This is a genomic window from Legionella anisa, from assembly GCF_001467525.1.
Taxonomy (GTDB): domain Bacteria; phylum Pseudomonadota; class Gammaproteobacteria; order Legionellales; family Legionellaceae; genus Legionella; species Legionella anisa.
Map to the genome: position 1 here is coordinate 608,710 of NZ_LNXS01000029.1, position 24,366 is coordinate 633,075.

Here is a 24,366-nt window from a genome sequence, read left to right on the forward strand (position 1 = left end):
TACACAGAAAATCATGTCATTTTGGCCAAGATAGTAGAAATGTAAACAGACCCTAAAGAGATTAGGATTAAATTGATGGATACCACAACTTTAAATCAAACACTCCCTGCTATTCATACCTTCGAAGACTATGAAAAACTGAAGCAGTATATTGAAGAAGATCTCGCTCGAGCGATTATTCATAAACACCAGTTACACGAAGCATCATTAATGCTCTTTGCTGAAGGGACAAACATTGTTTTTGCATATGGGGATAGTAAAGTCATTAAAATTTTTCCGCCGTTTCATCAAAGCCAATTTGAAAGTGAGCGATTAGTATTGAAGCATGTGCAGGGAACGCTTTCGATCAAGACGCCTATACTTGAGCATGAAGGTGAACTATTGGGTTGGCCTTACCTTATCCTCAGCAAGCTTGAAGGAACACTTTTAGAGAGTCTTTGGGAAAACATGGCACACAACAACAAAGTGATCATTCTTCATGAGTTGGGAGCACTCATTCGCGAAGTGCATGCTTTACCGACCAATGGGCTTGAGGCTATTGATTGTCGCTGGCCGCAATTTCTTGAAAAGCAAATGGCGCATTGCGTAGAACATCATCGAACAAAAGGACTTTCAACGGCTTTGCTGCAACAGCTTCCTGCGTACCTTGATTCAAGCAAAGCAGTATTACCAGAGATAAAAAAACCAGTTCTCTTAACTGGGGAATATACTCCGATGAACTTTTTAGTCAGACAAGTCGATGGCGTTTGGCATCTTAGCGGCTTGATTGATTTTGGCGATGCAATGCTCGGTTTGCCAGAGTATGATTTGCTTGGCCCTGGCGCTTTTCTTATACAGGGAGACAAGCAATTACTGCACACATTTTTAATGGCTTATGGTTACTTGCCACATGAGTTGACGAAGAGCTTGAGTCATCAATTGACTGCATTAATGCTGCTCCACCAATATAGCAATTTGAACATTCAGGTAAGAATTCCAGATTGGCAGGATAAAGTAAGAAGCTTGCAGGATTTAGAAAATTTAGTGTGGGGCTTTTAAAAACAAATTTTGTGAGGGATAAGTGGCACATTTTTAAGGAAAAAGGAAAATGATAAAAAAATTCTACGAACATTTATAAAAGGCACTCTAGCGATGTTAATTATTTTTGGTGGGTTACCTGGAACAGGAAAAACGACAATTTCTAAAATTATAGCCAAGCGTTTAAATGCAGCCTACCTGAGAGTAGATACCATTGAGCAAACTTTAATTAACTTAGATGGCTATCCTGATTCATTGGTAGTAGGTTCAGAGGGTTACTTAATCAGTTACGCAGTCGCTCGAGAGAATTTAGCCTTAGGTTTAAATGTGGTGGCCGACTCGGTTAATCCGATTGCTATAACACGTCACGATTGGCAGGAGGTTGCAAAACAAACTGAATCAGATTTTATTGAGATTGAACTCATTTGTTCCGATGAAAAAGTACATCAAAGTCGAGTGGAAGAGCGCATTGCAGATATAGAAGGTCATAATCTGCCTACATGGCAAGATGTTTTGAATCGTGATTATGATTCTTGGGAAAGCAAGCACATTGTGATTGATACGTCAAAGTATTCAATCGATGAGTCAGTGGTGATTATTATGAATTTTATAGCCTTAAAGGGAATTTAATTACATCCCTGCTTACTAAAATAGTCTTTACATTGACGCTATTGTATATTAGATCTAGAAATGAATACTGAGTCATCAGAAATTCATTCTCGATTTTTTATTGTTCAGGACATAATTAATAAGGGATTAAACTATGCGATTCACCAAAAATATAGGTTTTATTCTTCTCGCTGTTTACCTGATTATAGTAGCTCTTGGTACTTTGGCGCCTGGAGTTGCAATTCCCAGCACCATCACCGCTGTAGTTGCTTTGGTAGCTGCAATTTTTATACTCATAGGTAGGTAAATAAAAGACATCCCTATAAGCCCTGATGCAGTTCAGCGGTTGTTAAGCAAATGGGTGCATGGGGCCGGTAGGGTTTTAGGTTTCAAATCCTACCGGCCTAACCGGTTTCTAGAAAATATCCATGCTGACCTTTTCTGTTACTACTGTAGGGCTTACTTTCTCTCTTGAATGATCAAAAAGGCCCAATTGACTTTGAACAACAGTAATTTGATTTTGAGATTTTACTGGTTCAGGCACCACTGAAATTGCAGTTTTCTGTTCTTCTTGGAACTTAGTAAGCACTTCAGCGATTGCGGTAAATCCTCTTGCATTTGCATAATCAAGTGGGGTCTTATTACTCGTATCCACAATATCCGTTTTAGCACCTTTACTTAAAAGCAATTCAACTACCTCTTTCTTTCCCTGGCATACAGCTAAATGCAGAGGAGTTTTATTATTATCCTTATTTGGAATATTAAGATTTGCTCCTACATCTAATAGTGCATTTACTGCAGCATAAGTACCGAAGAAAACAGCGTAATGCAGCGGCGACATCCCTTTTCCCGTTTTGTTAGGGTTAGCGCCAAACGCCACGAGTGATTGGATTAAATCAGGATGATTTGATTTTACTGCGTGATGGAAGAGGGTCATATTATTTTTGTCTTCCACATCAGGATTAGCACCATTTTTCAAAAGCGCTTCAATCATCTCAGTATGGCCTTTTTGTACGGCGTATGCTAATGGAGATAGCCCATTTTTATCGGGAGTATCAACACTAAGTCCCTTTTTAACAAGCGTATCAATTATTGCGTTAACAAGCTTGATATCGCCTGAATTTATGGCGTGATGCAACGGGGTAAGCCCTTGTTTGTCTGGCATGTCAGGAATAGCATGTCGCTTCAAAAGTGAATTGACAATATTATGCCGTTTCAATTGAACAGCATGATGCAGTGGGGCCATCCCATTATTGTCCGCTATATTAGGATTCGCACCGTTCTTTTTAGGTAGAAGTGTTACAACGAGATCACGACGTCCCGATATAACAGCATGGTGAAGTGCGGTTTTTCCTTCATTATCTTGTATATTTGGATTCGCATTTCGCTGCAAAAGGGCGGTAACCATTTCAGGCTTTCCAGATAATACATTCAAATGGATTAAAGTCATCCCACGTTCATCCGTATGATCAATAGCCTCCGCTCTTCTATTTGCTAAATCTTCATGAGCCTTAGCTAAAAGGATACCATCTAATTGGGATTTAATTTCTGGGGAGATTTTACTTATTTTTTTCCTAAAATTGTCAATGATCAGTTGAGGATTTTCAACTGGACTTTTAGCTTTTCCTTGTAAGAAATTATTTAATTGTAGATATGCTTTATTCGTATGATGATCAATTTTTACATTATCCTTAGGTAGCTTTTCAGCACACATATCAATTTCTTCTAGCGCTTCGAAAACTTTATGTAATTTACTATTTAACTCCATCATCTTTCGGTAGTTATCAAGGCCTGTATTTCTGAGGGTTTCCAGTTCTTTTGCTACGTTAGCAACGAGCTTATTTCGATTTTTTTGATTGCCATGGGGTTGTTTCAGATACTCAGTAATGTTTTTTAATAAAATTTCTTTTATTTCAACGTAGGGTTTATGGGTATTACGATATATTTTTATGATAGGAAAACCACTTACTTTGGCTAAACTTGTATTGGTTTTATCGAATTGGAATCTCCATTTATCCAAGTTATTATTTTGTATTGATTTTAAGCCGCATTTAATTGAATCAATCATTAAGAATGTAATTTGGCCATGAAATCTGGAAATTCTATCGATATCACTCACTTTTTCACGAATAATCTTTTGGGCATGATCCCATCTTGATAAATAGCTATCAAGTACGATTCTGGATTGCTCTAATTTATGAGGCGATGCATACAACATCCAACATTCATATTCCGCGGCAACTGGCGCTTTAAAATTATCTTCTGCAGGGAAGGTAAAATTTGTTATTCCTTCTGCTAACTTAATACCTGCATCTAAGGTATATCCACCTTCAGTTGCTAATAAAAAGAGTGCAAAAGCATCTTTAAAGGTTACTTTATCAATAATTCGATTGCGTGGCTCGGTTAAAAGCTCTTTTCTAACTTCTACCATTTTATCTGCTTTTTCACGAATATAAAAATCTTCGTGTTTTTGCATGTTGGCAATGTATTTATCGATTGATTTAACTTCTACATTGCAGCCATTCTTTTTGAATAAATCATGATAATGTTGAACATGCTCATCCAGACAATAATAACAAATTGTATTTGTAGCTCGTTGTGATACATCAATTACATCCTCAACATCAGATCCAAGCTTATTTGCTCCTGATAAATCAATCTTTGGCGGACCTACCCATAAGTAATTTACTTTTGGTAATTCTACACTTTTCTCTTTTACAGTGTTATTTTCAAGTTTTTTCCGCATTATATCTGCCTCCATTAATGTTGATTCATCGCTGACTAACTGTTTAAAAATTAATCTAATGGATGTATTATGAGGCAAGTCGATTTAAGTAATGATTAAGATCAGCAATTGTAATATTTATACACATATAAAAATATTTATGCACTTTTAGGTGGTTTATTAGGTTGTCCTAATAGCGGAAATGGATACTTGCTAACTAATAAGAGGAAAAACTGAGCTGTATAATCTATACAGGCTACCTTGCTATCTTAAACTACAACTCGTCGATTCCATATGGAGTTTTTCGCTATTATTTTTATAAAAGTCAGATCTTTTTATATCTTCGAAAATGTCGCCTAAAACACTTTTTTCGTCAAGCGCATTGATTTGATCATGGGTCAGCATTATCTCACCACCTTTTAACCATTTGAGTAAGCAACTTGCTGCTTCTTTTCGCATGCTAAGGGTTGCAACACAGTTTTTGTCAGCAGCCCATTCAAATGCGAGGTAATCATCCAATGCATAAGTTAAATCTTTTTGCGATCTAGGAGTTGAATTTTTGCTTACCACTTCCCGATTTTGAGGCGCATGGTTTTCCACGACTTTGTTCTCTGGTCTACAAAACATGGAGTGCGATAAAAGTGAGGACTTGGCTGTTTTGGGCAATAAAGGAGGCTTTGTATTAATATCATTTCTTTTAATTTTTAAAGCAAATGGATTTTCAATGTGGTTACGCTGTTCTTTTAAAGTAGTGTGTAATTGCATCGATGTGGACAAAGCAACAATTGGATTATTGTCGAAATCGGCGAAAAATTCCCGATCCTTGATAGCAGCGGGTGGGTTTCGCAACATTGATATTTCAGGACAATTATTTTTTATTGCTTGAAGTTCTTTCGCATACACTGCATCAAGATAATTTCGTAATACAAGGCTATCCTTTGTATCCCAATACCCGCCACCAACTGCATAGGAAAAGAGTAGTGATTCTATATTTCCAAAGCGAAGAGCAAAAGCTTGTAATTTTTTCTCGATAACTTGGGCTTCATTAGTACATTCTTTTTGATCTCTTTCGACTATGGGAAAGCTGACTTGTTTACTTAGAAACATATTACGAATGAATACTGAAAAATTATCTGGGTACGATACTTGTGGCGGTTTTATAATCCAGCCTTCATTGATTCCATAACAAGGAAACCATGTTCCTTTACTTGCGGAATTTGTACCTGAAGAGCAATAAAAATAGGGTGCTTTCTCTAAAGATACTACAGAGATGTTCCTTTTGACTTTTTCATTTCCTTCGATAGTTACATATGAAAAAAAGTTACCTTTTTCTCTTGCTTTTGATTGCATAACTTTTAACCTCTACATTTTTCTTACTTCAAATCAACCAAATACTGGTCTTGTAGTATTATATTTAAACAGCAGTTATTGTCTTATTAATGCATCTACGTAAATCATGCAATTTGATACGTGTTATTTGATTTCAAAAGAATTTATTCAACAGATAAGAGAATGAGTCTCCCTTTTCGAATTCAGGGAGAGATATCTGGGTAGATGGTTGGCGATTAATTCATTTTTTTATCATGATGCGTGAGTTAAGCAGCCAATTGAGTCACCAGGTTAAAAAAATCAGGGAACGTATTGGTTTGTTTGTTCTGTGATGCATGCATCTGACGTACTACGACGATATTTTTTTCAGGGATAATAACAAGGTATTGGCCTAGATATCCCTCAGCAAAATACATCGTTGGTTGCATCTTTACCCACCAAAGCAAACCACACATATAATTGATTCCACTTTCTAAGCGGTTAGAGAGTGGTTCAGGATTCATTGATAAGCTAATCCATTCTTTGCTGATAATTCGCTTGTCGTTCCAAATGCCGTTATTCAGTATCAATTCACCAATTTTAAGCAAATCTTCTGCTCTAATTTGCAGTCCTGCCATTCCATGAGGATTACCAGCAGAGTCTTTCATCCAGGCAAAATCAGTAATTCCTAAAGGGTTAAACAATGTTACTTCGATAAAGTGGTCCATTGGCAATCCGGATATTTTTTTAAATATGCCAGCTAATAAATTGATTGCTTTGTTATTATAGAAAAATACTTTTCCAGGATGGTTGCTGAGTTCTGCAGCTAATGCGAGTTGCACAAAATCTGGAGAAGCATAAATTTCTTGAGTTGTTGGGTCAGCCTGAATACCGGAAGTATGTGATAGTAATTGCTGAACCGTAATGAATTTCTTTGCCCCCTGCCTCCATTCTGGGTAAAACCGAAAAATCGGATCATCCAATGAAATCAGTTGAGCATCATATAATATTCCAATACCCAAGCTAACGATTGACTTGGTAACCGACATGGCCTCGATGGATCCTACGTGCGGCCTTGAAAAGTACGCTCCTAGAATTTTACCATTTTGTGCAACAATTGCAGCATCAGATTGGGATGATTTAGCTCCACTAATAATATCGACTATGATTTTTTTAGTGTTCTCATCAAGTTGATCAACAGAATAGAATTCATCAGATCTATGGGCAAAAGACATATTATACGACATACAACGACACATCAAAGTTACAACGTTTTTTTATATAATAGATTATTTTTTGAACATTTTCATAATTAGATGGATTTTTTTGATCTTCTTTGACTTATTTTTATAAGTTTTTCAAAATGAGCCAGCATAAATAAGTAAACAATTCGATATACAACCCAATTATATATTCAGTAAACATAGGGGTCAGGTCTTGCCTTTTGCCTATTTATATAAAAAAGGCAAAAGGCAAGACCTGACCCCTATGTGCTATGTGCGATTTTATGCGCTCCGATACTCACATACTTCATGTATGGTCCGTTTCGGTGCTCTCAAATCGCAGCATTTTGACTCAAGGTAGCGAATTGTATTCATTACTTGCAGAAAGACTATATGAACTCAATGGTAAGCTATTCGGGTAGTTGGATGGAGCTACCATTAGACCAAATATCGCTAACCTTTTTGCATGAACGGCTGGTGATACATGTTCAAACGCAACATTCACATCACTTGGAATCGTGTCATGTTCAAGTCCAGCTTGTTTTCTAACATCTAATACCGCTGATTTAAAATGGTGTATCAGCTTTCATATTCTTTTGATTTTCATCGAAATAAAATGAATATCGTTCTTTAATTTCCTCAGCGAATACTACATGCTTTGGATTTTTAGATGCTAGCATTAGGTCTATGACGCTATGGATATTTTCTTTACCTTTAACGGTTAGTTCAAATCCACCATTTGTCTTTTGAACTGGTAATGATTGCATCATTAATCCTGGGTTACGAGTTGCAAGATCCATCCACAAAGAATAAGTAAATTTATCACCGCCACTCAAATCAGTATCAAGAACATGCATTTCATTTGATGCAGGAATAATTGCAGCAATTGTTGAATTAGGTTGCATAATAGAGTGATCAAAAAATGTCTTCATTTGAATACCTTACTTAAATTAATATAGGATAAGAAAAAATAAACACTCATGTGATTATTTTTCAGACAAATAGTTTACAATAAAAACATTAAGGTGATATTAAGAACGTAGAATTACCCTAAAAAACCTCTCTGCAGAGGACAAATTTTTGATTGGATCCAGTCTGTTTTTACTTGCGAACAGGATTTCTTCTTGGGTTTTACACATCCTTTCCCAAGCTTTTCTTATACATCCTATCCAATTGTCATTTAAAAAATGGGATAATTTTTTGAGGAATTTTTTAAATCTAAAGTCTTTAAAGCGCGTTGGATTATCTATAATTGCTCATCGGGCCTTAAGGTAAGGATTTCATGTCCATTATCTGTTACTAAAATAGTATGCTCCCATTGTGCAGATAATTTATGATCTTTTGTGACAACAGTCCATCCATCACCTAATGTCTTGACTTCCTTACTACCCAAATTAATCATCGGTTCAATAGTAAAGGTCATTCCAGCTTGCAATTGTAAGCCTGTATTGGGTTTGCCAAAATGCATTACATCGGGTTTTTCCCACATGGTTTTACCAATCCCATGCCCTCCAAATTCACGAACCACAGAATACCGATTTTTCTCGGCATGTCCTTGGATGATGTTCCCTATATCTCCAAGTCGGGTTCCAGGACGTACAAGATCAATTGCCTTATAAAGACATTCTTGTGTGACTTCTACCAATTTTTTGGCGAAAGGTTTTACATCGCCAATGAGAAACATTTTACTTGTATCACCTATATATCCATCTTTTTGTACCGTAACGTCAATATTAAGGATGTCGCCATTTTTAAGTATTTTATTCGAAGGTATTCCATGACACACAACATGATTAATTGAGGTGCAAATGCATGCTGGAAATCCATAATGATTTAATGTTGAAGGAATTGCTCTTAAATCTTCAATAATATATTTATGGCATATTCGCTCAAGTTCAACAGTACTTATGCCTGCAACAACATAAGGTTCTATCATGTGCAGTACAGATGCAGCCAGATTTCCAGCAACGCGCATTTTTTGTATTTCTTCAGGCGTCTTCACTAACATCGTGTATTTCCCCTAATGATGCTTGATTTACTAAAATTTTGAGAATTTCGGAATAAGTAATAGAGGGATTTTCCTCTGCTAATTTTCCTACTCTAATCCAATACTCAGCTTGGGAATTTATTGAACGACTCATGGCTCTAGCCATTAGTTTAGTAGCCTCATGTAATTCATTGGAAATTTTTACAATACCCATATCGCTTCTCCTAAAAAAACGAATGATATATCATATTGATATATATTGCTACGTTCTGTATTTGAAATATAGTTTTTTGTGGGCAGATGGTAGTATTATTTTTGTATTAAAATAAAGCACATAGGGGTCAGATCTTGCCTTTTGCCTATTTATATAAAAAAGGCAAAAGGCAAGATCTGACCCCTATGTGCGTTTTGACTCAAGATAGCGAATTGTAAACAAACCCCTAGTACTTATTACTTGCAGAAAGGCTATATGAGCTCAATGGTAAGCTATTCGGGTAGTTGGATGGGGCTGGCATTAAACCAAATACCGCTAATCCTTTTGTATGAACGGCCGGTGATACATGGGCAAATGCAACACTCACATCACTTGGAATCGTGTCATGTTCAAGTCCAGCTTGTTTTCTAACATCTAATACCACTGATTCAAAATGATGTACCAATTTTAAAACATCATCTAAAGGAGCATTGTGTTGTTCAAATGCAGTGATGTAGTGTCGACTTTTTAAATTAGATACTTTCATATTCGGTTTAGGAGGCTCTATATCCTCATTAACAGGTGGGAGTACAGGCATTACCAAATTCTCAATTGCTGCAGCAAGAGTTTCATCGGTAAAGTGCTTTGCAATTTTAAACCAGGCTTCAATTGTAAGCGTTTTATTATTCTCTGTTCCCTTCGTGTCATATGCCATCGAATAACTTGGTAGGCTATAACCCGAAGGCTTCTTTTCTTGGGTCTTTGCTTCAACCTTCATACATTCATCAATGTTTTTATAACCTTGCTTTTTTAAATAGTTCTCAATTTCATTAATTGTTACGTCATTGCTTTCTAAATAAATTCTAAATTTTGCATCATCAAGTTTAATCGTAACTTTGATACCCATATCCATCTCCTCATTATGTCCAAAATAGTCAAAACTATACTGGTATTCATGTTTAAACTCTATCATTAGGTCAAGAGCACATAGGGGTCAGATCTTGCCTTTTGCCTATTTATATAAAAAAGGAAAAAGGCAAGATCTGACCCCTATGTGCGCTATTGAAAACTCAGAAGTAAAATACATTTGGTCTAACCCTATGCCAAACGCACAATGTTCATATCCAAGCACTCTAAAGTAGTTTTTAGGTTGTTGCGCCGCATCGCGAAGCACGTATTGACTCAATGCAGGGTTATAAAAACCATAGGTCATGTAATAATGAATCCCTTGCAAAGGTCCACCGTGATTTTTATTTAATTGGATAGCATGCATGGTTTTCTTTAAAGTGGCTGTATAAATGAAAAGCATTGTAGGGGAAATGGGATTTAAATAAAACTGCTAAATTCGAACTTAGAGAATCCCTGTTAGTTATTTGCCTGAAATATAATCAATCTTGTTTGCTTGCAGCAAGCAGGATGACTTCTTCATGCTAGGGAATTAATCCCGTTTGCCTGGTGGACGAGCAACTTCCCTGCATTTTGCAACTATAAAATGTGTCGCTTCCACATCATCCGTATCAACCAGAAAGCAGCCAGTGCTGCAGCCAAATGCTTCAAAGTATGTCCGCTAGTAATACCACCAAAGAATCGATAAATCTGATTATCATAGGCTTCCAATACTTTTGATAAACTATAGAGTAGAGCAACTATAGCTACATCCCGGGAACGGGTATAATGTGATGGTAACAGCAGCATTACGAATGCTACCAAGACCGTATATGCTTGTACGGCTGCATAAAGTCGCAAATCACCAGTCCCATGAAGCTCACTGAGATACCATTGTAAAACACTATGAATACCAATGAATAAAAGAAAAGGCCAGAACCACAAAGCCAGGCGGCTGTTTATTCTATCGGAGATTAGGGCTGCGACAAATGACATGAAAACGACAGTTATCGGTAGCCTATCCCATACTAAGCGATGATTGTCTGGGGCTAAATGATAGTAGCCAGAACCCAATGCTACCAAAATCAGTCCAAGCGAAATACCGACCCAAATCCAGCGCTCACTGCACTCTATAAACTGGATTTTTCTATGAGAAAATAAGAGGAACAAGCCCCAAACTCCTACTAAAGCAAAAGGCAGATTAGATAACACGTCCCAAGTATTATTGATGCCAAACCAAGTACGTTGCTCAGCAAAGTGGTGGTAACTTTGTGGCTGGGGAATGGGTGGGAGCAATAAGCCAATCACGAGCATTAGCAGTGTGCTGCACAGCAAGAATATGACGCCTGTTTTTTTTGAAACCAAAGCCCCCCCATAGTTAATCTGCTTAACAATAAATGGCCATTAATCCTATTAAATTCAGGATTCGACCTTAAATTCAAGAACTTTTTTTAAAATTATCAATTGAACGCCACACAGCCTTATAAAATCTACCCTATCACCCTTAAAAATTTTCTTCCTCGAATAGTTGAACGTCATTATCAATAAATCTGTTACCGGATTTATAAAGGAGCGTTTCACTGATTTAAATTGAAGTTCAGTAATAATTCAAGTTGACTTTAATTATATCGAATTGTAATTAACGGAGATGTTAAATTATGCATTACTGATTAAAACCTTCGCAACATCATAGTTTTTGCACTTTCAGCTTTTTCAAACAGATCTTCTATTTGAGAATCAATTGGAACGCCGTGGTTTTTGCAGCTATTAAGATAGGTTTTCTTTGGTGTGTCACCTAAATAATCTTCTAATGTAGCATCTGCTCCATTTTCTAAGAGGTATTCAATCCATAAATAATTTCGACTGGCTGCCGCATGATGCAAAGCGGTCTTACTATATAAATCTATAGCATTTACTTGAGCGTTATATCTAAGAAGAAGGTTAGCAATTTGTTTCGTATCTGCATCACAGTGTTGATTTAAAATTAATCCCATAAGTGACGATTTACCATTCTTACCACCATCATTTGGAATAACCTTCTTTTGAAGCATCCCTTCAATTATTGAAAGAGTAGCAGGAATATCCTCATGCGTATAAAGACGCATATTTTTATTGGCGCAATAATGATATAAATTTTTACTTAAGTAAAATTGTTTGTGTGCTTCACTTGGATATATCATTTTGGGTTTTTTTAAACCCATCTCTTTTGCTTGATTTAATTTAATCAAATCTGGATTTTCAGAAGAAATGGCCAGTTTTATGTCGTGTAAAAGCGGCTCAGAAATGTATTTTTGTTTATATAAGAGATTCAAAACGGCCATTAACTTCTCTAAATCTATTGATAAAATTTCAAAGTTCATTTCCTCTTTTTCTATCTCATCATAGTTGAAACCAAATTCTTCCAGGCACTTTTCAAAAAGTAATGGGTTTTGGGGCTTCTGAAAATTAATTTTGAATTGATTATCACCTTCAGCGACAATTATAATTTTATGAAAATCGGTTGGTTTATTAAAATGATAGGTAAGCATTGCATAGAAGTATACTGTAAGTTCAGTGTCCCAACCTGATTCTGGTTCTCTTCGAATGTCCGTGGAGCCCAATTTAACCTGATCTTGGCGAGGAGTTATCTCTTCTGTGCTTTTTTCAAAAAAACTATATTTACTGAGCACGAACTAATATTGATTGATAGATAATCTACCAAATCATACTCATTTTATCGATAAGATACAATTCTATTTGTTCATAACTTGTTATCATGTATGCAAAATATATAATCCGAATTTTCTTTATTAGTACGCGTGATTAATCTATGTGCACAACAAATATAAATACAGGGAGTTTTAAAGATGAGTCAGTTCTTGGTTAAAATGATATTGGTCAATAAGTAAAAACAATTATAGAATTCATATAACATTATGATAGTATTATCTTTTTTAAGTTTTCAAGGATGTTTTATGCTATCAATTCAAAATATTAATATTCAATCAATCAATGGCCAATTAACAGTCTCGTAAAAGTAGACTATGTAACAAATCTTTCAGAAAATCTCAGGCCTTACTGATAAATAGGATAATTAATATGAAATATATCGTAATAAAAGCTAATCCCACTGATACGTACTTTAAAAGACATGACACGCATGTTATGGGAGAAAAAGTACTTCTGGAAATCGATAAACGACTTAAGGCTCATTACAATGATCGAAGGCTTTTAGGGGTCAGGGGTCTTTCAGCAGATGGAAAAGCTTTAGATTATTCGAATAGTTCCGGTGTTTGTTATTGGATGTTTGAAGGAGTGAGCAAAGATGCAATTGATGCCATCATTCAAGAGGGTGATCACATAACTTTTGCGGAGCTTAATTTCACTGAACAAAAAAGCAACCAATTTTGGAAAAAAGATTTTTCGATTGAAATTAAAAATATAAATTTTACACAAGCTAATAACCATGAGCCATTAGTTAGCAGTTTTGTTTGTTAAATTGTGTGATTTACACTTCCTTTTACTTTTCTTCTTAAATAATTTAGGTAGCCTGTTTGCTTGATGAGTAGAGATTATCTTAAAAAATCTTTCTTAGATAATCTCTCCAGTAAGGTTAGTACATAACTCGAAGCGTTAACTCCTCTCAATTGCTCAAAGCAGGGGAAATAAGTTAATTTTAATTCCTATAGTGTGATTGATAGACATAGTTGCTATTATTTTCCATGAATTCATTTATGATATCGGCGACAACCCTTAAATAGAAACCGGCTAATGCAATAGATAACCCGGTGATGGCGTGATTATTATCTTGTGAACAAAACGATGCAGTAAAAATTAGCATGCCTGACAGCATGATGATTAATACAGCACAATTCAGTTTGTCGTCATTATTTATCCTATAAAAAAGACTGTTCCGGTTGTGACTTAATTGCTCTGAATGCTCTAGGTGCTCTAGTTGTTCTGGTTCCGATTGTTCCGTTTGCCCTAACGCATTTATTATTTCTTCTAAAGGGGAAGCAAGCTGGGTGTTTATTGTTTTGAATTTTGATCTATATTTACTCATAAGCAATAATCCAAAATAAAGGGAATAATAGAATAACAAACAGATTATTAAGCTCCTAATTAATCCAAAAAATGAATTTGTATCACGTTCAACCATCCGGAAAATTCCGGATAGTTAAACAAAAAGGAAAAACAAAAGATATGATGTGTTAAGACTATAGAGTTATCTTACGATTATTTTCTAGGACTAAATGATTCTTCACGGGATTCACTTTCTGAATAATCCCAATCGAACCAGTAGTCAGCATCGACATTAGTACCATTCAAAGAATTATGCCCACTATTAATCCTCTGTACTATCGTCTCGTACATTGCACTGTATTCTTCATATTGCGCAACATAAACTTTAAGTTTTGCATTATCAAGATGTGGACGATTTTTCAATTGATCTCTTTGGGAGCCACTATTTATTTCTAGCACAAATAAATCCCAATTGATTTCTTGCAAATCACTTAGTTCGTCCGGTACGAGATTTTCTTTCTTAAGGGAAGTTAACACTGAGCTTCTGCAAGCATAAATGAGGGTATGTAATTCCGTTATATTTTTTAATAAACGACTGTGTTCTAGCTTTCGATTTTTTTCAATAGACGTAAACATAATGAGCTGCTTTTGATTAATTTGGAAGTTCAAATTATGAACAATTGATATTAATAAAATATTAAATGGGATGCGTATAGTTTGCAACGACTCCACCAGATTGCCACTATATTTTTAATTTAACTATTTAATAAATATAAAATTATACTTCGTAAGAAATATTTGTCACCGTTAAATTACATTCCCCATCACCAACCCGTAAGGTCCTGCTCTCCCCAACTCTAGCTTTCAATAATGTTTTCGCCAAGGGTGAAATCCAGCTTATTTTTCCTGCATTGATATCTGCTTCATCCAGACCTACAATTTTGACAGAATGAGATTCACCATGTTCATTGATGTATTGGACAGTGGCGCCCAAAAATACTTGAGTAAGACCCACTTGAAGCTTAGGATCGACTATTTCAGCGCTTTCCAATCGTTTTGTTAAATAGCGAATGCGTCTATCAATTTCACGTAAACGTTTTTTTCCATAAATGTAATCCCCATTTTCCGATCGATCACCATTACTCGCAGCCCAACTTACTACTTTCACAATTTCAGGCCTTTCATTGCTAACTAAATCACGTAATTCAGTTTGCAGCATTGCAAAACCAATAGGGGTCATATAGTTTTTGACGGGTAACTCTAAGTCTGGACGCTCTGGTTCAGCATACTCATCATCTTCTTTTGTAAAAGCCTTACTCACCACAAACTCCTATTATAATAGTCATAATAATATGTTACTTAATTATATCACTCTATATAAGTAGCTTATATTTTACTTATTGGTACTTACTGCATAAACTTTCTATATCTCTAGATGGATATCAGATGATTATGATGAAATGGCTCTTGATGGTATTGTTCTTTTTTTTTAGTTCCGTCGTGGAAGCGAATAATAGTTTAAATCAGGCTTCACCAAAAGGACTTGATGCCATATTGAGAGCAGCAACCCAATTTGTATCCAATATCTATTCCAATCCTGCGAATCTGGATTTGTTAAGCGCTTCTGAGGAGGATAGAAAAGCGTTCTTCAATAAGGAGTTCAGTACAACGAACATAGCCTGTAACATCGTTAAAATAGAGTTTCTTAATTTTGAAGTAACAGACTGGGCGATTTGGGGAGTACAATGTTCAGAAAAAAAATCGTTTATTTTTGCTATCAAAAATGATTATGTAGGAACTCTAAAATTATTAGACTGTAAAATATGCATTAACGCAAAGTTTACTCCCTGCCTAGATTGGTGTACGCGAACTATTCCTTTAAGTGAAGTAAATACTAAGCCCGAATCCCCATATATAAAACCAGAATTAGCAAATCTTCCCTCGTCAATCTCTGAGCTATCAACGGATAATGTCGCTCTAGAGCAGGTTTTCCATGATCCAATCAATCGATATTCGATTAAATATCCCAGTACCTGGAAACAATGGTTGGATAGTTCAGGGGTGCAAAAATTTGGTATCCCTCAAAAACCATGGGTGGTTTTTGTTTCAAGCCTAGACGACAAGTACAAGAGTGTGATTGAATTATTTAAAGAAAAACCTGATGTAACGTACCTGAAAAATGATTTTACCCAAGTTATCAATAAAAACATTACATTTTTAAACGATGGCCCATTAACGATAAAAGCTTCCGATGGCAGCAATTTAAAGGCATATTATGTTATCGCGACTTATTCATTAGGTAGTTTTCGGTTTGAACTCTTGGCTGTTATGGTCGAACGTAAAACGGCACCGAAGTATTTAAGATTTGTCTATGTATCTCCTATAGCACAAGAAAAAGATACCTTACCCATTGCTAAAGCCATGTTAAAGTCTTGGTCAATCGCTCCTTAGCTAATACATCTAGTAGCCCCAGATCCAGCAACTTTCTACGGAGGAGCTGAAAAAGGTTATACGTATTACTCTAAAATAGTAGTGAGTTAAACTTTATTAATTTTCAATGTTTTCAGATTGTTAACAATTTCTAAATGTAATTTAGGTTGCATAAAAGCGCCCTTATGTTTAATTTTATGGACAACTTGGAATATTATTGCGCAAATTTAAATACCATAAAACGGCTTATGTATTGTAAATATCCAGGATTTTTCCCAAGTAAAAATATAGAAACTTTCTCAGGGGTACAGTTTTCAAATGTTGTAAAAACTTCCTCTGCAATCCAAACATTATATCGAGGGGATAATCATCTTTCAGATGTGGTTTTTCTTTTGCCCACTCTACTTATAGGCGTTTTTTGCCAAAGCCTTCCTGAAGTAGTAGACATGGAGCAAATAAGATTGCACAAATTAACAAACTTATCTAATGATTTTCATATGGTAAGTATGTCAGAAGATCTTCAGATTGCATTAGATTGGGGGAGCGGATGCTTTATTGAAATTGACCCTTCTTTATTTTCTAATTATGTTGTAGATGTTCATGCAACTTTTCGTAAAAATCAGCTAAATTTTCCTGCACGAATGGAGCGAGAAAAAGAGCATACAGCCTTAATTGTACCGTTTTGCAGCATAAAAAAAATAACGATTCACTATAAAGAATTAGTGAATCCTTTTTATGTCTGTATATCTCCCGATAATCACGAAGCAACAATTGCGTTTAATGCGTTCTACTGTCAGCTCATTTCACTTTTAAGAAAAAAATACACTCAAGAAGTAGCGTATGAAGAAGAGAAAACAGCATTATACGCTTGTGTTACAGCCTATTTAGAGTTTTATGATAAATTCAGCGGGAGTGGCAATCCTTTTAATAAAAGCTTTTCAGAGTTATTAACGCTTTATCCGGAATTTATGGAGAATTTTTTTCAATCGAATCATGTAACATCAAAAATAGGTTTGATGAAAGATTTTTTCCTAAGTTCATCTGGTAACTCATTTAAAGAACATCCTTATACTAAAATCATCGATGCTTCTTATATCCATAGAGCTAAGGAGAGTACTACTTGTGATGAAGATGACTGGGCAAAACCAGGGTATGATTAGTAATAAAAAAGATGTAATTAGAAAGCTCAATAATGCCCTAGGTTAAATAATTATGTTTAAATAATGAGTAGAGAGCCGGGGGGAATCTGTATTGTTTAGGACATGGTTGCGTCACGTTATTCGTGGAAAAATAAGACTAAAACTCGCTCCTTTTAAGATCTTTGAATCACTTATTGCAAGCATCCCATCATGTAAACTCAATATGGATTTCGTAATGGATAAACCAAGCCCAATATGTTTTCCTGTAGTGTCACCTGAATTTAATGTTGTAAAAGGTTCCACTATTTTTTCCCTATCCTGTTCAGGAACACCTGGGCCATCATCCTCTATGTGAATAATCACTGATTCATTTTGATATTCCAAACGAATCAGTATCTCTTTACGAGCGTGTTTCAGTGCATTACTAATGAGATTTGTTACCGCGTGATATAAGAGTTTTGGATCAAAAGAGATGAATTCATTGTCACTTTGTTGGTAATTAAATGACACGTTTACTTCATAGGATTGATGTGTTTTTAACAAATTCGCAAGCCATTGACGTAGATTAAGTTGTTCCCTATTTATTTTAAGTTCGTGTGACGTACTTTGTGAGTAGAGTAAAAACGTGTGAATCAAGCGATTTAATTCTTGGATATCTTCTTCGATGCTTTCAATATGTTCTTGCTCTTCACTGGACTGAGTTTTAAGTTTTTTTAACGAGTCAAGGGCCAATTGTATGGTGTATAAAGGAGTGCGAACTTCGTGGGCGACAAATCGTGCCATATTTTGTTGTGATTGCATCAGTAAATTTATTTTGTTACCCATAGCAACGACATTTTCATAGACGCCTCTTAAAGTTGAAAAGCGATTCAGGTTTACATCATAGTTAAAATGACCTTGGCTGTACTCTTGGGTTAACTTATGTATTTTTGCACTGTTTCTGCTGAATAACCACGTGAGCACTGCTACGGCAAAAACAGCTAATAAGGTTATTGTGATAACAAAATATATTTGAATCTTTGATAATTGAAGTGAAAAGTAAGGATAGTTTAAAGGACCTACGCGTATTATTTTGTCACTGTTAGGAATTTTAAAATAAATCGTTGTTATAGGTTTCTCATCAGTAGGGATGTCATAATCTACCTCACCATTCATTAATTTATTTTTGGTTTTATAAGTAATATGGTTACTGTTAATTGATGTGAGTGTTAAAGGAATCTGATACTGAAGCCTGAGTTTGTCTAATGCTTCATTCCATTTGCTCAACGGGGTAGTATTTAACGTATTTAAAATGAGTGCTCTCATCAGATAAGTTGAACTTTGAATGATCTCATTCATCGATGTTCCTACTTGTATTTTCAAGACATAAGCGCTCTTGTTTAGACGCTTGTAGGCATAGACATCATGAAGACTATAGGTTAAAAACATAAGATTCTGTTCATCTTTGTAAACAATACCCCCCGCAAGCAATTGCTCCTTTTCTTTTTCTGTAAGGGGTAGGGAGTTCATAGCAATCACTTGGGCGGCATTAATGTTTTGCGGAAATAATTTTTTTAATTCCTCATTAGATCGATTCCATTGTGACTCGTTTGACTTAAGTAATAGGTGTTCGAGTACTGAAAAATTGCCTATCCCTAAAATGTCATGAACTTTTTGGGCGCTTACTCGTATGGAGTAAGTAAAGGAAAGATAAAAACCTAAAAGGATGAAAAATAATATCAATAAAGAGGCTGAAATTGTTTTTAGGTATAATTTTATCATTTATCCTTCCATGCATCCGATAAAAATAAATATCCTTTTCCGTAAATCGTTTTAATTCGATAAGGATTATCCAGGTCATCACCTAATATCTTCCTCAATCGTGATATCTTAAGATCAATACTTCGATCTACACCATCGTATTCTCTGCCACGTAATGCATAATCAATATTATCTCTGCTTAAAACGGTATCAGCATTCTTTGCGAGTAGAGCGAGCAGCTCATATTCACTTGGGCTTAAATCAATGGGGTTTCCACAATAACGGACACTTTTTTTTATTAAATCAATAATCAAATGATCAAACTGAATTTTTTTAGCTTCTACGATTAAGTTGGGTCTTCTTAAAAGTGCGACAATTCGTGCTTTTAATACCTCTTCTTTAACGGGTTTCGTGACATAGTCATCTGCACCAAGTTTAAGGCTGGTTACCTCATTTTGCTCCGTGTTCAAAGCAGTTAACATCAATATTTTACCACGGTACGCATCGCGTACCGTTTCACAAATTTGTTCTCCATTCATCCCTGGCAACATGATGTCAAGAATCACTAAATCGGGCTGCTCTCTAAGGATACGATAGGCAGCACTATCACCCCGAGACTCCGTAGCAACATGATACCCTTCATCAGTAAGCATTTTTTTTAAATACTTGGCTAATTTGAGGTTATCTTCAACCAACAGTATGTTTATGTTCATCGTTTATATTTTCTATGCGGTTTAATATTAGTGTAGTCATGTTGGCCCATTTCTACTATCTTGGCCAAAATAACTCGATCTAGCGAAATGGAAGCAGATCATCCCATAACCCTTCTTTAAATTATTGTCTAAATATACCCAATCAATACAAAGTTTATACAATTTGCGGTGTGTGTTTCGATATAATGGATTTATTGAACGGTAACATTGTAGGAGAACAGCATGAAAGCAAAATTTATAAGTTTTGTGGCGCCGATCTTTAAGTCCAACAGCACAGCATCTAATGTGGAAATGATTAGGAAGAAAGCCAATATAGAACAAATAAGTGTGGCTACAGTGAGAGGTAATGACACTCCTGTAACCCAGGGCTATGGAGACGTAAATGAAGATACGGTGTTTGGCGCTGCATCACTGAGTAAGCCAGTATTTACTTATCTGGTATTAAAACTTGCAGAAGCTGGCAAGCTCTCTTTAGATATGAAGAGGCTTAATGACATTTTGCCCTTTAAGGACTTTTGTCAACAACATGGTTTTAAATGGAAAGAAGATGAGGAAATTAATGAAGAGGACATAGCACGCATTAATGCATTCACGCCAGAAATGATCCTCTCTCATAAAACCGGTTTTGATTTAAATAACTGGACCAATGAGGTGAATCATCAGTTTGAACCTGGCCAAGAATATTATAGATATTCAGGTCTACCTTTGTTTTATTTGCAAAAAGTGATTGAAAAGCTTCACGAACCCAAACTTGCTTTAATGCCGGAGAATGTTTCTTTTGAAGAAAACACACTGTATGTTTCAATCAATCCTCCGAATCTAAGATATACTATTGTTGATATTACAGGGGTAGGAAGATCGAGCACCATAGACTTAAATGCGCTCAATTGTAATCTACAAAAGCTTACGGATGTCCAGGAGCTTAATTCCTACTTACCCAAAATTCTTGAAGAAGTAGCAAAACGGGGTCATACCGCAAACCTTGATGTGCTTGCTAAAAAATATGTGTTTGCCCCTTTACATATGGACCACAGCAGTTTTGGGAAAAAACCATGCGCAGCAAATACCTTAACTACTACTGCGGAAGATTATGCACGATTTGTGCAAGCTTGGATGAATGATAAAACATTGCACTATGCTTTTAATCCTCGAATTCGGATGACACAGGATCCTTGGGCAAAAGCGACAGTGTCGGATCACCAGGATTTAAACTATGTAGCTGAATGTTTGGGGTTTCAACTTGAAGTAGATGGAAACGGCAAACCACTTACTGCGTTTAAGACAGGGGATATGGGACCATGGAGAGGGTGGGTTGCAATTGATTTAACCGGTGATTTAAAAGAACGGAAAGCGACCGTTTTTTTTGCGAAGGGCCCCGATGAGGGAAATGGACATATTCTTGCTGAGACACTGATCAAACCCTATTTTCAAGTAGAGCATGCGATGAGGTGGTTTAAAGAGAAATATGGTTTTGCTACGGGCTTGGAAGAAGACTGGGAGGCTTTGCAAAAAAAACGATGTGAGCGCGGAATGAGCTATCAAAAACAATCACCGAAATTGTCTCGATCTCAGGAGGAAGTGACTGCTCCAAGTGATAGTACACAAAAAATGATTAACCTTATGCCACCAGCAACCCAAACGGTTCAAGAGCAAAAACTAGAAACACACTCAAATGAACTTGTTCAAGAAGTGGATCAAGTAAGAAATGAGGATAAAAAGCAAGAAGAAGGGAAATTTAATCCCAGCCCATTTTCTAACTCTTATAGCTCTTACTATTAGGTCAATTAGGCTGTAGAGGGGGAAATCAAGACTCAATTTTCGGCAACTTGAGTATGAGACCAACAGGTTATTTCCCCTTTGTTCCCAAAGCTGAATTTTCATATAGCGTGATAATGGAATAAATTTTATCATGTAAATTCAGCTTGTTTTTATCCTATACTTACTAGGATTGAGCAATAAATTTACACTTGAATTGCTGCGGATTATAACTATAGGGAGATTATAATGGCTGGAAATGATTCAAGTAGTAGTGTTGCAATTGTTGCTCTAGTCGTGATTGTTATTCTTGTCGTTATTGCAGCATATTATTTCTTTCGTGAGAGTCTTGGTACTACAACACCCACAATTCCTGCAGTAATTAAAGAGGTTCCTAAAACTACTATAGAAATGCCAAAAACAACACCAAATAATTCAAGTAGTGGTGATACGAAAAAATAGGGTTGGGACTGCACTCAAATCTGACTTTTCCCCAAGAATTTTAACTTGTGACTAAGAGACAGTTGCAAACAACCAGGTTACGACACGCCTGCTGTCGCGGGCTGATTAAGATGCGCTTGCTCGTGTAATGCCGTTATGAAATCGCTTACCGTATGAACTGTTGTGCCATTCAATAATTTATCTGCCAAACCTTGTTTTACAAAGACTCTAATAGCCCCACCTAATTCACCCTTACGTAAGGTGGGTAAATGTGTTAAGAGATTCGTTGGATTTTCTTTTAAAGCATCTTTAAGTGCCGCAACAGCTTCTTTATTTGCCAAATCGCTCTTTTGAGTTGCAAAAAATCCATATTTATATTCTTTATTTAATATATTCTCAAGAGCTAGAGTACTATTTACATAAGAAACAACATGTTCATCAATAGCTAAATTGGCTTGGTGTGCCTTGGTGATATCCTTGATTAATTGGAGTTTTTCAGCATCAGGGTCATCTGACTTTAAATTTTTTAATTTATGGAATTCTTTGTTTTTATTTATTTGATCATCAATCCACTTTACAGTGACCTGGGTTAAATCATCGCTGTTTAAGATGACATCAACACAAAGCTCATATATGGAGGATGTTTCTGCGAAAGAAGCAGGGGATGCGAGTAATATTTTCCTTAAAGCGTGACGATATGCACTATGGAGATATTCAATAAGTTCCTTTTCATTAATGAGTTCCTCTTTAGTGTGCATTTTTTTAATAAATTTTAAGGGATCGTAAGTGTGAACAGTATTTAGTTTTGGCATACACGCTACTCCATAGGGGGCTGTTTACAATTCTACTTTCTTGGCCAAAATGCTTCGATTTTCTGCGCTCCGATACTCACATAGTTCGTGTATGCTCCGTTTCTGTGCTCTAAAAATCGCAGCATTTTGGCTCAAGATAGCGAATTGCTCCAAAATTTTTTCTCGTTCTATTTTGTTGGATGCAGAAATTTTTATGAATTTAACATAGCATACACTATGTAAAATATACTAAGGATTTGCAATGAAAGTAATACATGATGGTGATGCTGCCTATGAAGATATAATGGCGTTGTGTTTATTGCTGCTTAATGCGGATGTAGTTGCTGTCACTGTAGCGTATGGAGAGTCGACTACCAAAATCGGTGCCGAAAATATGGAACGAGTATGTCGGATGTTAAAACCCACAGCAAAAATCCCTGTTGCATACGGTGTTAATTCTGCAATGGATCATCATGGTACTCCCTTTCCTGAATATATTACTAAAGAAGCAAATACGATTTTAAATGATACCGATGTGCCATTGGTGACTGATTCTCAAGTTACAGACTCCGCTGTTAAATTAATATATGACACGTTAATGTCCAGTGATGAAAAAATAACACTAGTAGCTACTGGACCATTAACCAATATTGCTCAGCTGATCTCTGCTCATCCTGATTGCATAGAAAAAATTGAAAAAATAGTCATTATGGGAGGTGCTGTAAAAGTGCCAGGAAATATTTCAGATCTGATCCCTAATACAGAAAATACCCAAGCAGAATGGAATTTTTACGCTGATCCAAAAGCTGCAGAACGTGTTTTTACGACTCCCAATCTTTCTATATGGCTTGTTCCAATCGACATTACGTGTCAAATGCCTATGACTCGAACTTTTATTGCCCGATTAGATAAGGAAACATTACCCGCGTTAAAATTGGTCAAAGATATGTTAACGTCTTTATTACGGGGGATGGGAGAGGAATTGTTCTATGGTAAATTACAATTTTGGGATAGTTTATCCGCCATGATCGCGTTAAATCCTTTGATGGCATTATTTGAGCCGCTGCAGCTCACTGTCGACTTAAGCACAAGCCAGACAAAAATAGATAAGACGCCAAGCTCTAAAATGGCTCATGTTCAGGTTGCAACCAAGATTTATGACGTTGAGGGGGCTTATGATGCGTTCTTTAGATTGATGAAAACAGGAACAGAACCTTCCATGAGGATTTCAGATTATAACAGAACTTTTTTTGGATTATCGAAGCCGGTGGTGTTTTCTCAAAAATCATTAGCTCCAGAAATACAACAAACAAATACGCTTACTTAATTGTGTAGCCTGGGTGCAGGTCTGTAAGACCGGAACCCGGGTTTCACTGCGTTTCACCCAGGCTACTACCTAAAAAACAGG

25 protein-coding genes are annotated in these 24,366 nt (G+C 36.0%); 9 read left to right on the top strand and 16 right to left on the bottom strand.

The annotated features are described in order from the left end of the window. The first annotated feature begins 75 nt into the window (after nt 1-75). The 3 genes from Lani_RS11855 (at nt 76) to Lani_RS20475 (ending at nt 1,933) form a co-directional block, all read left to right on the top strand. Nucleotides 76-1,038 carry a phosphotransferase family protein gene (locus Lani_RS11855; protein WP_019234938.1) on the top strand — a complete coding sequence of 321 codons (963 nt, stop codon included), beginning with the start codon at nt 76-78 and terminating at the stop codon, nt 1,036-1,038. Between the two features lie 93 nt (nt 1,039-1,131). After that, nucleotides 1,132-1,647, top strand: a complete 516-nt coding sequence (locus Lani_RS11860) for a P-loop nucleotide/nucleoside kinase family protein (protein ID WP_019234939.1) — start codon at nt 1,132-1,134, stop codon at nt 1,645-1,647. 133 nt (nt 1,648-1,780) lie between these two features. Continuing rightward, nucleotides 1,781-1,933: a hypothetical protein gene (locus Lani_RS20475; protein WP_019234940.1), complete on the top strand. Its 153-nt coding sequence runs from the start codon at nt 1,781-1,783 to the stop codon at nt 1,931-1,933. Nucleotides 1,934-2,041: 108 nt separating this feature from the next. Here the strand turns inward: Lani_RS20475 and Lani_RS11865 are convergent, their stop codons facing one another. From Lani_RS11865 to Lani_RS11910, 10 genes are all read right to left on the bottom strand, one after another. Next, nucleotides 2,042-4,372: an ankyrin repeat domain-containing protein gene (locus tag Lani_RS11865; protein ID WP_019234941.1), complete on the bottom strand. Its 2,331-nt coding sequence runs from the start codon at nt 4,370-4,372 to the stop codon at nt 2,042-2,044. A gap of 243 nt (nt 4,373-4,615) precedes the next feature. After that, nucleotides 4,616-5,701: a hypothetical protein gene (locus tag Lani_RS11870; RefSeq protein WP_019234942.1), complete on the bottom strand. Its 1,086-nt coding sequence runs from the start codon at nt 5,699-5,701 to the stop codon at nt 4,616-4,618. Between the two features lie 245 nt (nt 5,702-5,946). Continuing rightward, complete coding sequence (locus tag Lani_RS11875; RefSeq protein ID WP_051045720.1) at nt 5,947-6,906, bottom strand: serine hydrolase domain-containing protein; 960 nt, start codon at nt 6,904-6,906, stop codon at nt 5,947-5,949. Nucleotides 6,907-7,448: 542 nt separating this feature from the next. Continuing rightward, nucleotides 7,449-7,814 (bottom strand): hypothetical protein, encoded by a 366-nt coding sequence (locus Lani_RS11880; protein WP_019234944.1) that lies wholly within the window; start codon nt 7,812-7,814, stop codon nt 7,449-7,451. 314 nt (nt 7,815-8,128) lie between these two features. Continuing rightward, a complete protein-coding gene (gene map, locus Lani_RS11885; RefSeq protein WP_019234945.1) occupies nt 8,129-8,890 on the bottom strand; it encodes a type I methionyl aminopeptidase in 762 nt (253 codons plus the stop codon). Beyond that, entirely contained in the window at nt 8,871-9,083 is a 213-nt protein-coding gene (locus Lani_RS11890) for a ParD-like family protein (RefSeq protein WP_019234946.1), read from the bottom strand. The genes map and Lani_RS11890 overlap by 20 nt, the downstream gene beginning before the upstream one ends. Nucleotides 9,084-9,309: 226 nt before the next feature. Next, nucleotides 9,310-9,969 carry a nitrogenase component 1 family protein gene (locus Lani_RS11895; protein ID WP_019234947.1) on the bottom strand — a complete coding sequence of 220 codons (660 nt, stop codon included), beginning with the start codon at nt 9,967-9,969 and terminating at the stop codon, nt 9,310-9,312. A gap of 105 nt (nt 9,970-10,074) precedes the next feature. Further along, nucleotides 10,075-10,335, bottom strand: coding sequence for a hypothetical protein (locus Lani_RS11900; protein WP_019234948.1), 261 nt, complete (start codon nt 10,333-10,335; stop codon nt 10,075-10,077). 212 nt (nt 10,336-10,547) lie between these two features. Continuing rightward, complete coding sequence (locus Lani_RS11905) at nt 10,548-11,312, bottom strand: alkaline phytoceramidase (protein ID WP_127908250.1); 765 nt, start codon at nt 11,310-11,312, stop codon at nt 10,548-10,550. A 305-nt stretch (nt 11,313-11,617) separates the two neighbouring features. Then, nucleotides 11,618-12,616, bottom strand: a complete 999-nt coding sequence (locus Lani_RS11910) for an ankyrin repeat domain-containing protein (protein WP_019234950.1) — start codon at nt 12,614-12,616, stop codon at nt 11,618-11,620. 409 nt (nt 12,617-13,025) lie between these two features. On the opposite strand from Lani_RS11910, the gene Lani_RS11915 reads away from it, so the two are divergent. Beyond that, complete coding sequence (locus tag Lani_RS11915) at nt 13,026-13,424, top strand: hypothetical protein (protein ID WP_019234951.1); 399 nt, start codon at nt 13,026-13,028, stop codon at nt 13,422-13,424. Between the two features lie 178 nt (nt 13,425-13,602). On the opposite strand, the gene Lani_RS11920 is transcribed toward Lani_RS11915, so the two are convergent. The 3 genes from Lani_RS11920 to greB all read right to left on the bottom strand — a co-directional run bounded on the left by Lani_RS11920 (nt 13,603) and on the right by greB (nt 15,270). Continuing rightward, nucleotides 13,603-13,989, bottom strand: coding sequence for a hypothetical protein (locus Lani_RS11920; protein ID WP_019234952.1), 387 nt, complete (start codon nt 13,987-13,989; stop codon nt 13,603-13,605). Between the two features lie 173 nt (nt 13,990-14,162). Beyond that, entirely contained in the window at nt 14,163-14,585 is a 423-nt protein-coding gene (locus Lani_RS11925; protein ID WP_127908249.1) for a hypothetical protein, read from the bottom strand. 142 nt (nt 14,586-14,727) lie between these two features. Continuing rightward, the gene (gene greB / locus Lani_RS11930) at nt 14,728-15,270 is read right to left on the bottom strand and encodes a transcription elongation factor GreB (RefSeq protein ID WP_019234954.1); all 543 of its coding nucleotides are present in this window, start codon (nt 15,268-15,270) and stop codon (nt 14,728-14,730) included. A 125-nt stretch (nt 15,271-15,395) separates the two neighbouring features. Between greB and Lani_RS11935 the strand changes: the two genes are divergently transcribed. Next, complete coding sequence (locus Lani_RS11935) at nt 15,396-16,400, top strand: hypothetical protein (RefSeq protein ID WP_019234955.1); 1,005 nt, start codon at nt 15,396-15,398, stop codon at nt 16,398-16,400. Nucleotides 16,401-16,627: 227 nt separating this feature from the next. Then, a complete protein-coding gene (gene lart1 / locus Lani_RS11940) occupies nt 16,628-17,539 on the top strand; it encodes an NAD(+)--arginine ADP-ribosyltransferase Lart1 (protein ID WP_040523194.1) in 912 nt (303 codons plus the stop codon). A gap of 111 nt (nt 17,540-17,650) precedes the next feature. On the opposite strand, the gene Lani_RS11945 is transcribed toward lart1, so the two are convergent. Together Lani_RS11945 and Lani_RS11950 are read right to left on the bottom strand one after the other, a co-directional pair. Then, nucleotides 17,651-19,279 (bottom strand): ATP-binding protein, encoded by a 1,629-nt coding sequence (locus Lani_RS11945; protein ID WP_019234957.1) that lies wholly within the window; start codon nt 19,277-19,279, stop codon nt 17,651-17,653. Further along, nucleotides 19,276-19,971 (bottom strand): response regulator, encoded by a 696-nt coding sequence (locus Lani_RS11950; RefSeq protein WP_019234958.1) that lies wholly within the window; start codon nt 19,969-19,971, stop codon nt 19,276-19,278. The genes Lani_RS11945 and Lani_RS11950 overlap by 4 nt, the downstream gene beginning before the upstream one ends. 222 nt (nt 19,972-20,193) lie before the next feature. On the opposite strand from Lani_RS11950, the gene Lani_RS11955 reads away from it, so the two are divergent. Continuing rightward, nucleotides 20,194-21,750, top strand: a complete 1,557-nt coding sequence (locus Lani_RS11955; RefSeq protein WP_019234959.1) for a serine hydrolase — start codon at nt 20,194-20,196, stop codon at nt 21,748-21,750. Nucleotides 21,751-21,975: 225 nt separating this feature from the next. Next, entirely contained in the window at nt 21,976-22,188 is a 213-nt protein-coding gene (locus Lani_RS11960; protein ID WP_019234960.1) for a hypothetical protein, read from the top strand. A gap of 77 nt (nt 22,189-22,265) precedes the next feature. Here the strand turns inward: Lani_RS11960 and Lani_RS11965 are convergent, their stop codons facing one another. After that, nucleotides 22,266-22,979: a hypothetical protein gene (locus tag Lani_RS11965; protein WP_019234961.1), complete on the bottom strand. Its 714-nt coding sequence runs from the start codon at nt 22,977-22,979 to the stop codon at nt 22,266-22,268. Nucleotides 22,980-23,220: 241 nt separating this feature from the next. Here Lani_RS11965 and Lani_RS11970 point away from each other — a divergent pair, with 241 nt between their 5' ends. Continuing rightward, nucleotides 23,221-24,285, top strand: coding sequence for a nucleoside hydrolase (locus tag Lani_RS11970; RefSeq protein WP_019234962.1), 1,065 nt, complete (start codon nt 23,221-23,223; stop codon nt 24,283-24,285). Nucleotides 24,286-24,366: the final 81 nt, after the last annotated feature.

What these genes read in the sequence shown, in the direction of transcription:
- Lani_RS11855 (WP_019234938.1), top strand. Translation starts at nt 76, where the DNA reads ATGGATACCACAACTTTAAATCAAACACTCCCTGCTATTCATACCTTC.
- Lani_RS11860 (WP_019234939.1), top strand. Translation starts at nt 1,132, where the DNA reads ATGTTAATTATTTTTGGTGGGTTACCTGGAACAGGAAAAACGACAATT.
- Lani_RS20475 (WP_019234940.1), top strand. Translation starts at nt 1,781, where the DNA reads ATGCGATTCACCAAAAATATAGGTTTTATTCTTCTCGCTGTTTACCTG.
- Lani_RS11865 (WP_019234941.1), bottom strand. Translation starts at nt 4,372, where the DNA reads ATGCGGAAAAAACTTGAAAATAACACTGTAAAAGAGAAAAGTGTAGAA.
- Lani_RS11870 (WP_019234942.1), bottom strand. Translation starts at nt 5,701, where the DNA reads ATGCAATCAAAAGCAAGAGAAAAAGGTAACTTTTTTTCATATGTAACT.
- Lani_RS11875 (WP_051045720.1), bottom strand. Translation starts at nt 6,906, where the DNA reads ATGTCGTATAATATGTCTTTTGCCCATAGATCTGATGAATTCTATTCT.
- Lani_RS11880 (WP_019234944.1), bottom strand. Translation starts at nt 7,814, where the DNA reads ATGAAGACATTTTTTGATCACTCTATTATGCAACCTAATTCAACAATT.
- map (WP_019234945.1), bottom strand. Translation starts at nt 8,890, where the DNA reads ATGTTAGTGAAGACGCCTGAAGAAATACAAAAAATGCGCGTTGCTGGA.
- Lani_RS11890 (WP_019234946.1), bottom strand. Translation starts at nt 9,083, where the DNA reads ATGGGTATTGTAAAAATTTCCAATGAATTACATGAGGCTACTAAACTA.
- Lani_RS11895 (WP_019234947.1), bottom strand. Translation starts at nt 9,969, where the DNA reads ATGGGTATCAAAGTTACGATTAAACTTGATGATGCAAAATTTAGAATT.
- Lani_RS11900 (WP_019234948.1), bottom strand. Translation starts at nt 10,335, where the DNA reads ATGCATGCTATCCAATTAAATAAAAATCACGGTGGACCTTTGCAAGGG.
- Lani_RS11915 (WP_019234951.1), top strand. Translation starts at nt 13,026, where the DNA reads ATGAAATATATCGTAATAAAAGCTAATCCCACTGATACGTACTTTAAA.
- Lani_RS11920 (WP_019234952.1), bottom strand. Translation starts at nt 13,989, where the DNA reads ATGAGTAAATATAGATCAAAATTCAAAACAATAAACACCCAGCTTGCT.
- Lani_RS11925 (WP_127908249.1), bottom strand. Translation starts at nt 14,585, where the DNA reads ATGTTTACGTCTATTGAAAAAAATCGAAAGCTAGAACACAGTCGTTTA.
- Lani_RS11935 (WP_019234955.1), top strand. Translation starts at nt 15,396, where the DNA reads ATGATTATGATGAAATGGCTCTTGATGGTATTGTTCTTTTTTTTTAGT.
- lart1 (WP_040523194.1), top strand. Translation starts at nt 16,628, where the DNA reads ATGTATTGTAAATATCCAGGATTTTTCCCAAGTAAAAATATAGAAACT.
- Lani_RS11945 (WP_019234957.1), bottom strand. Translation starts at nt 19,279, where the DNA reads ATGATAAAATTATACCTAAAAACAATTTCAGCCTCTTTATTGATATTA.
- Lani_RS11950 (WP_019234958.1), bottom strand. Translation starts at nt 19,971, where the DNA reads ATGAACATAAACATACTGTTGGTTGAAGATAACCTCAAATTAGCCAAG.
- Lani_RS11955 (WP_019234959.1), top strand. Translation starts at nt 20,194, where the DNA reads ATGAAAGCAAAATTTATAAGTTTTGTGGCGCCGATCTTTAAGTCCAAC.
- Lani_RS11960 (WP_019234960.1), top strand. Translation starts at nt 21,976, where the DNA reads ATGGCTGGAAATGATTCAAGTAGTAGTGTTGCAATTGTTGCTCTAGTC.
- Lani_RS11965 (WP_019234961.1), bottom strand. Translation starts at nt 22,979, where the DNA reads ATGCCAAAACTAAATACTGTTCACACTTACGATCCCTTAAAATTTATT.
- Lani_RS11970 (WP_019234962.1), top strand. Translation starts at nt 23,221, where the DNA reads ATGAAAGTAATACATGATGGTGATGCTGCCTATGAAGATATAATGGCG.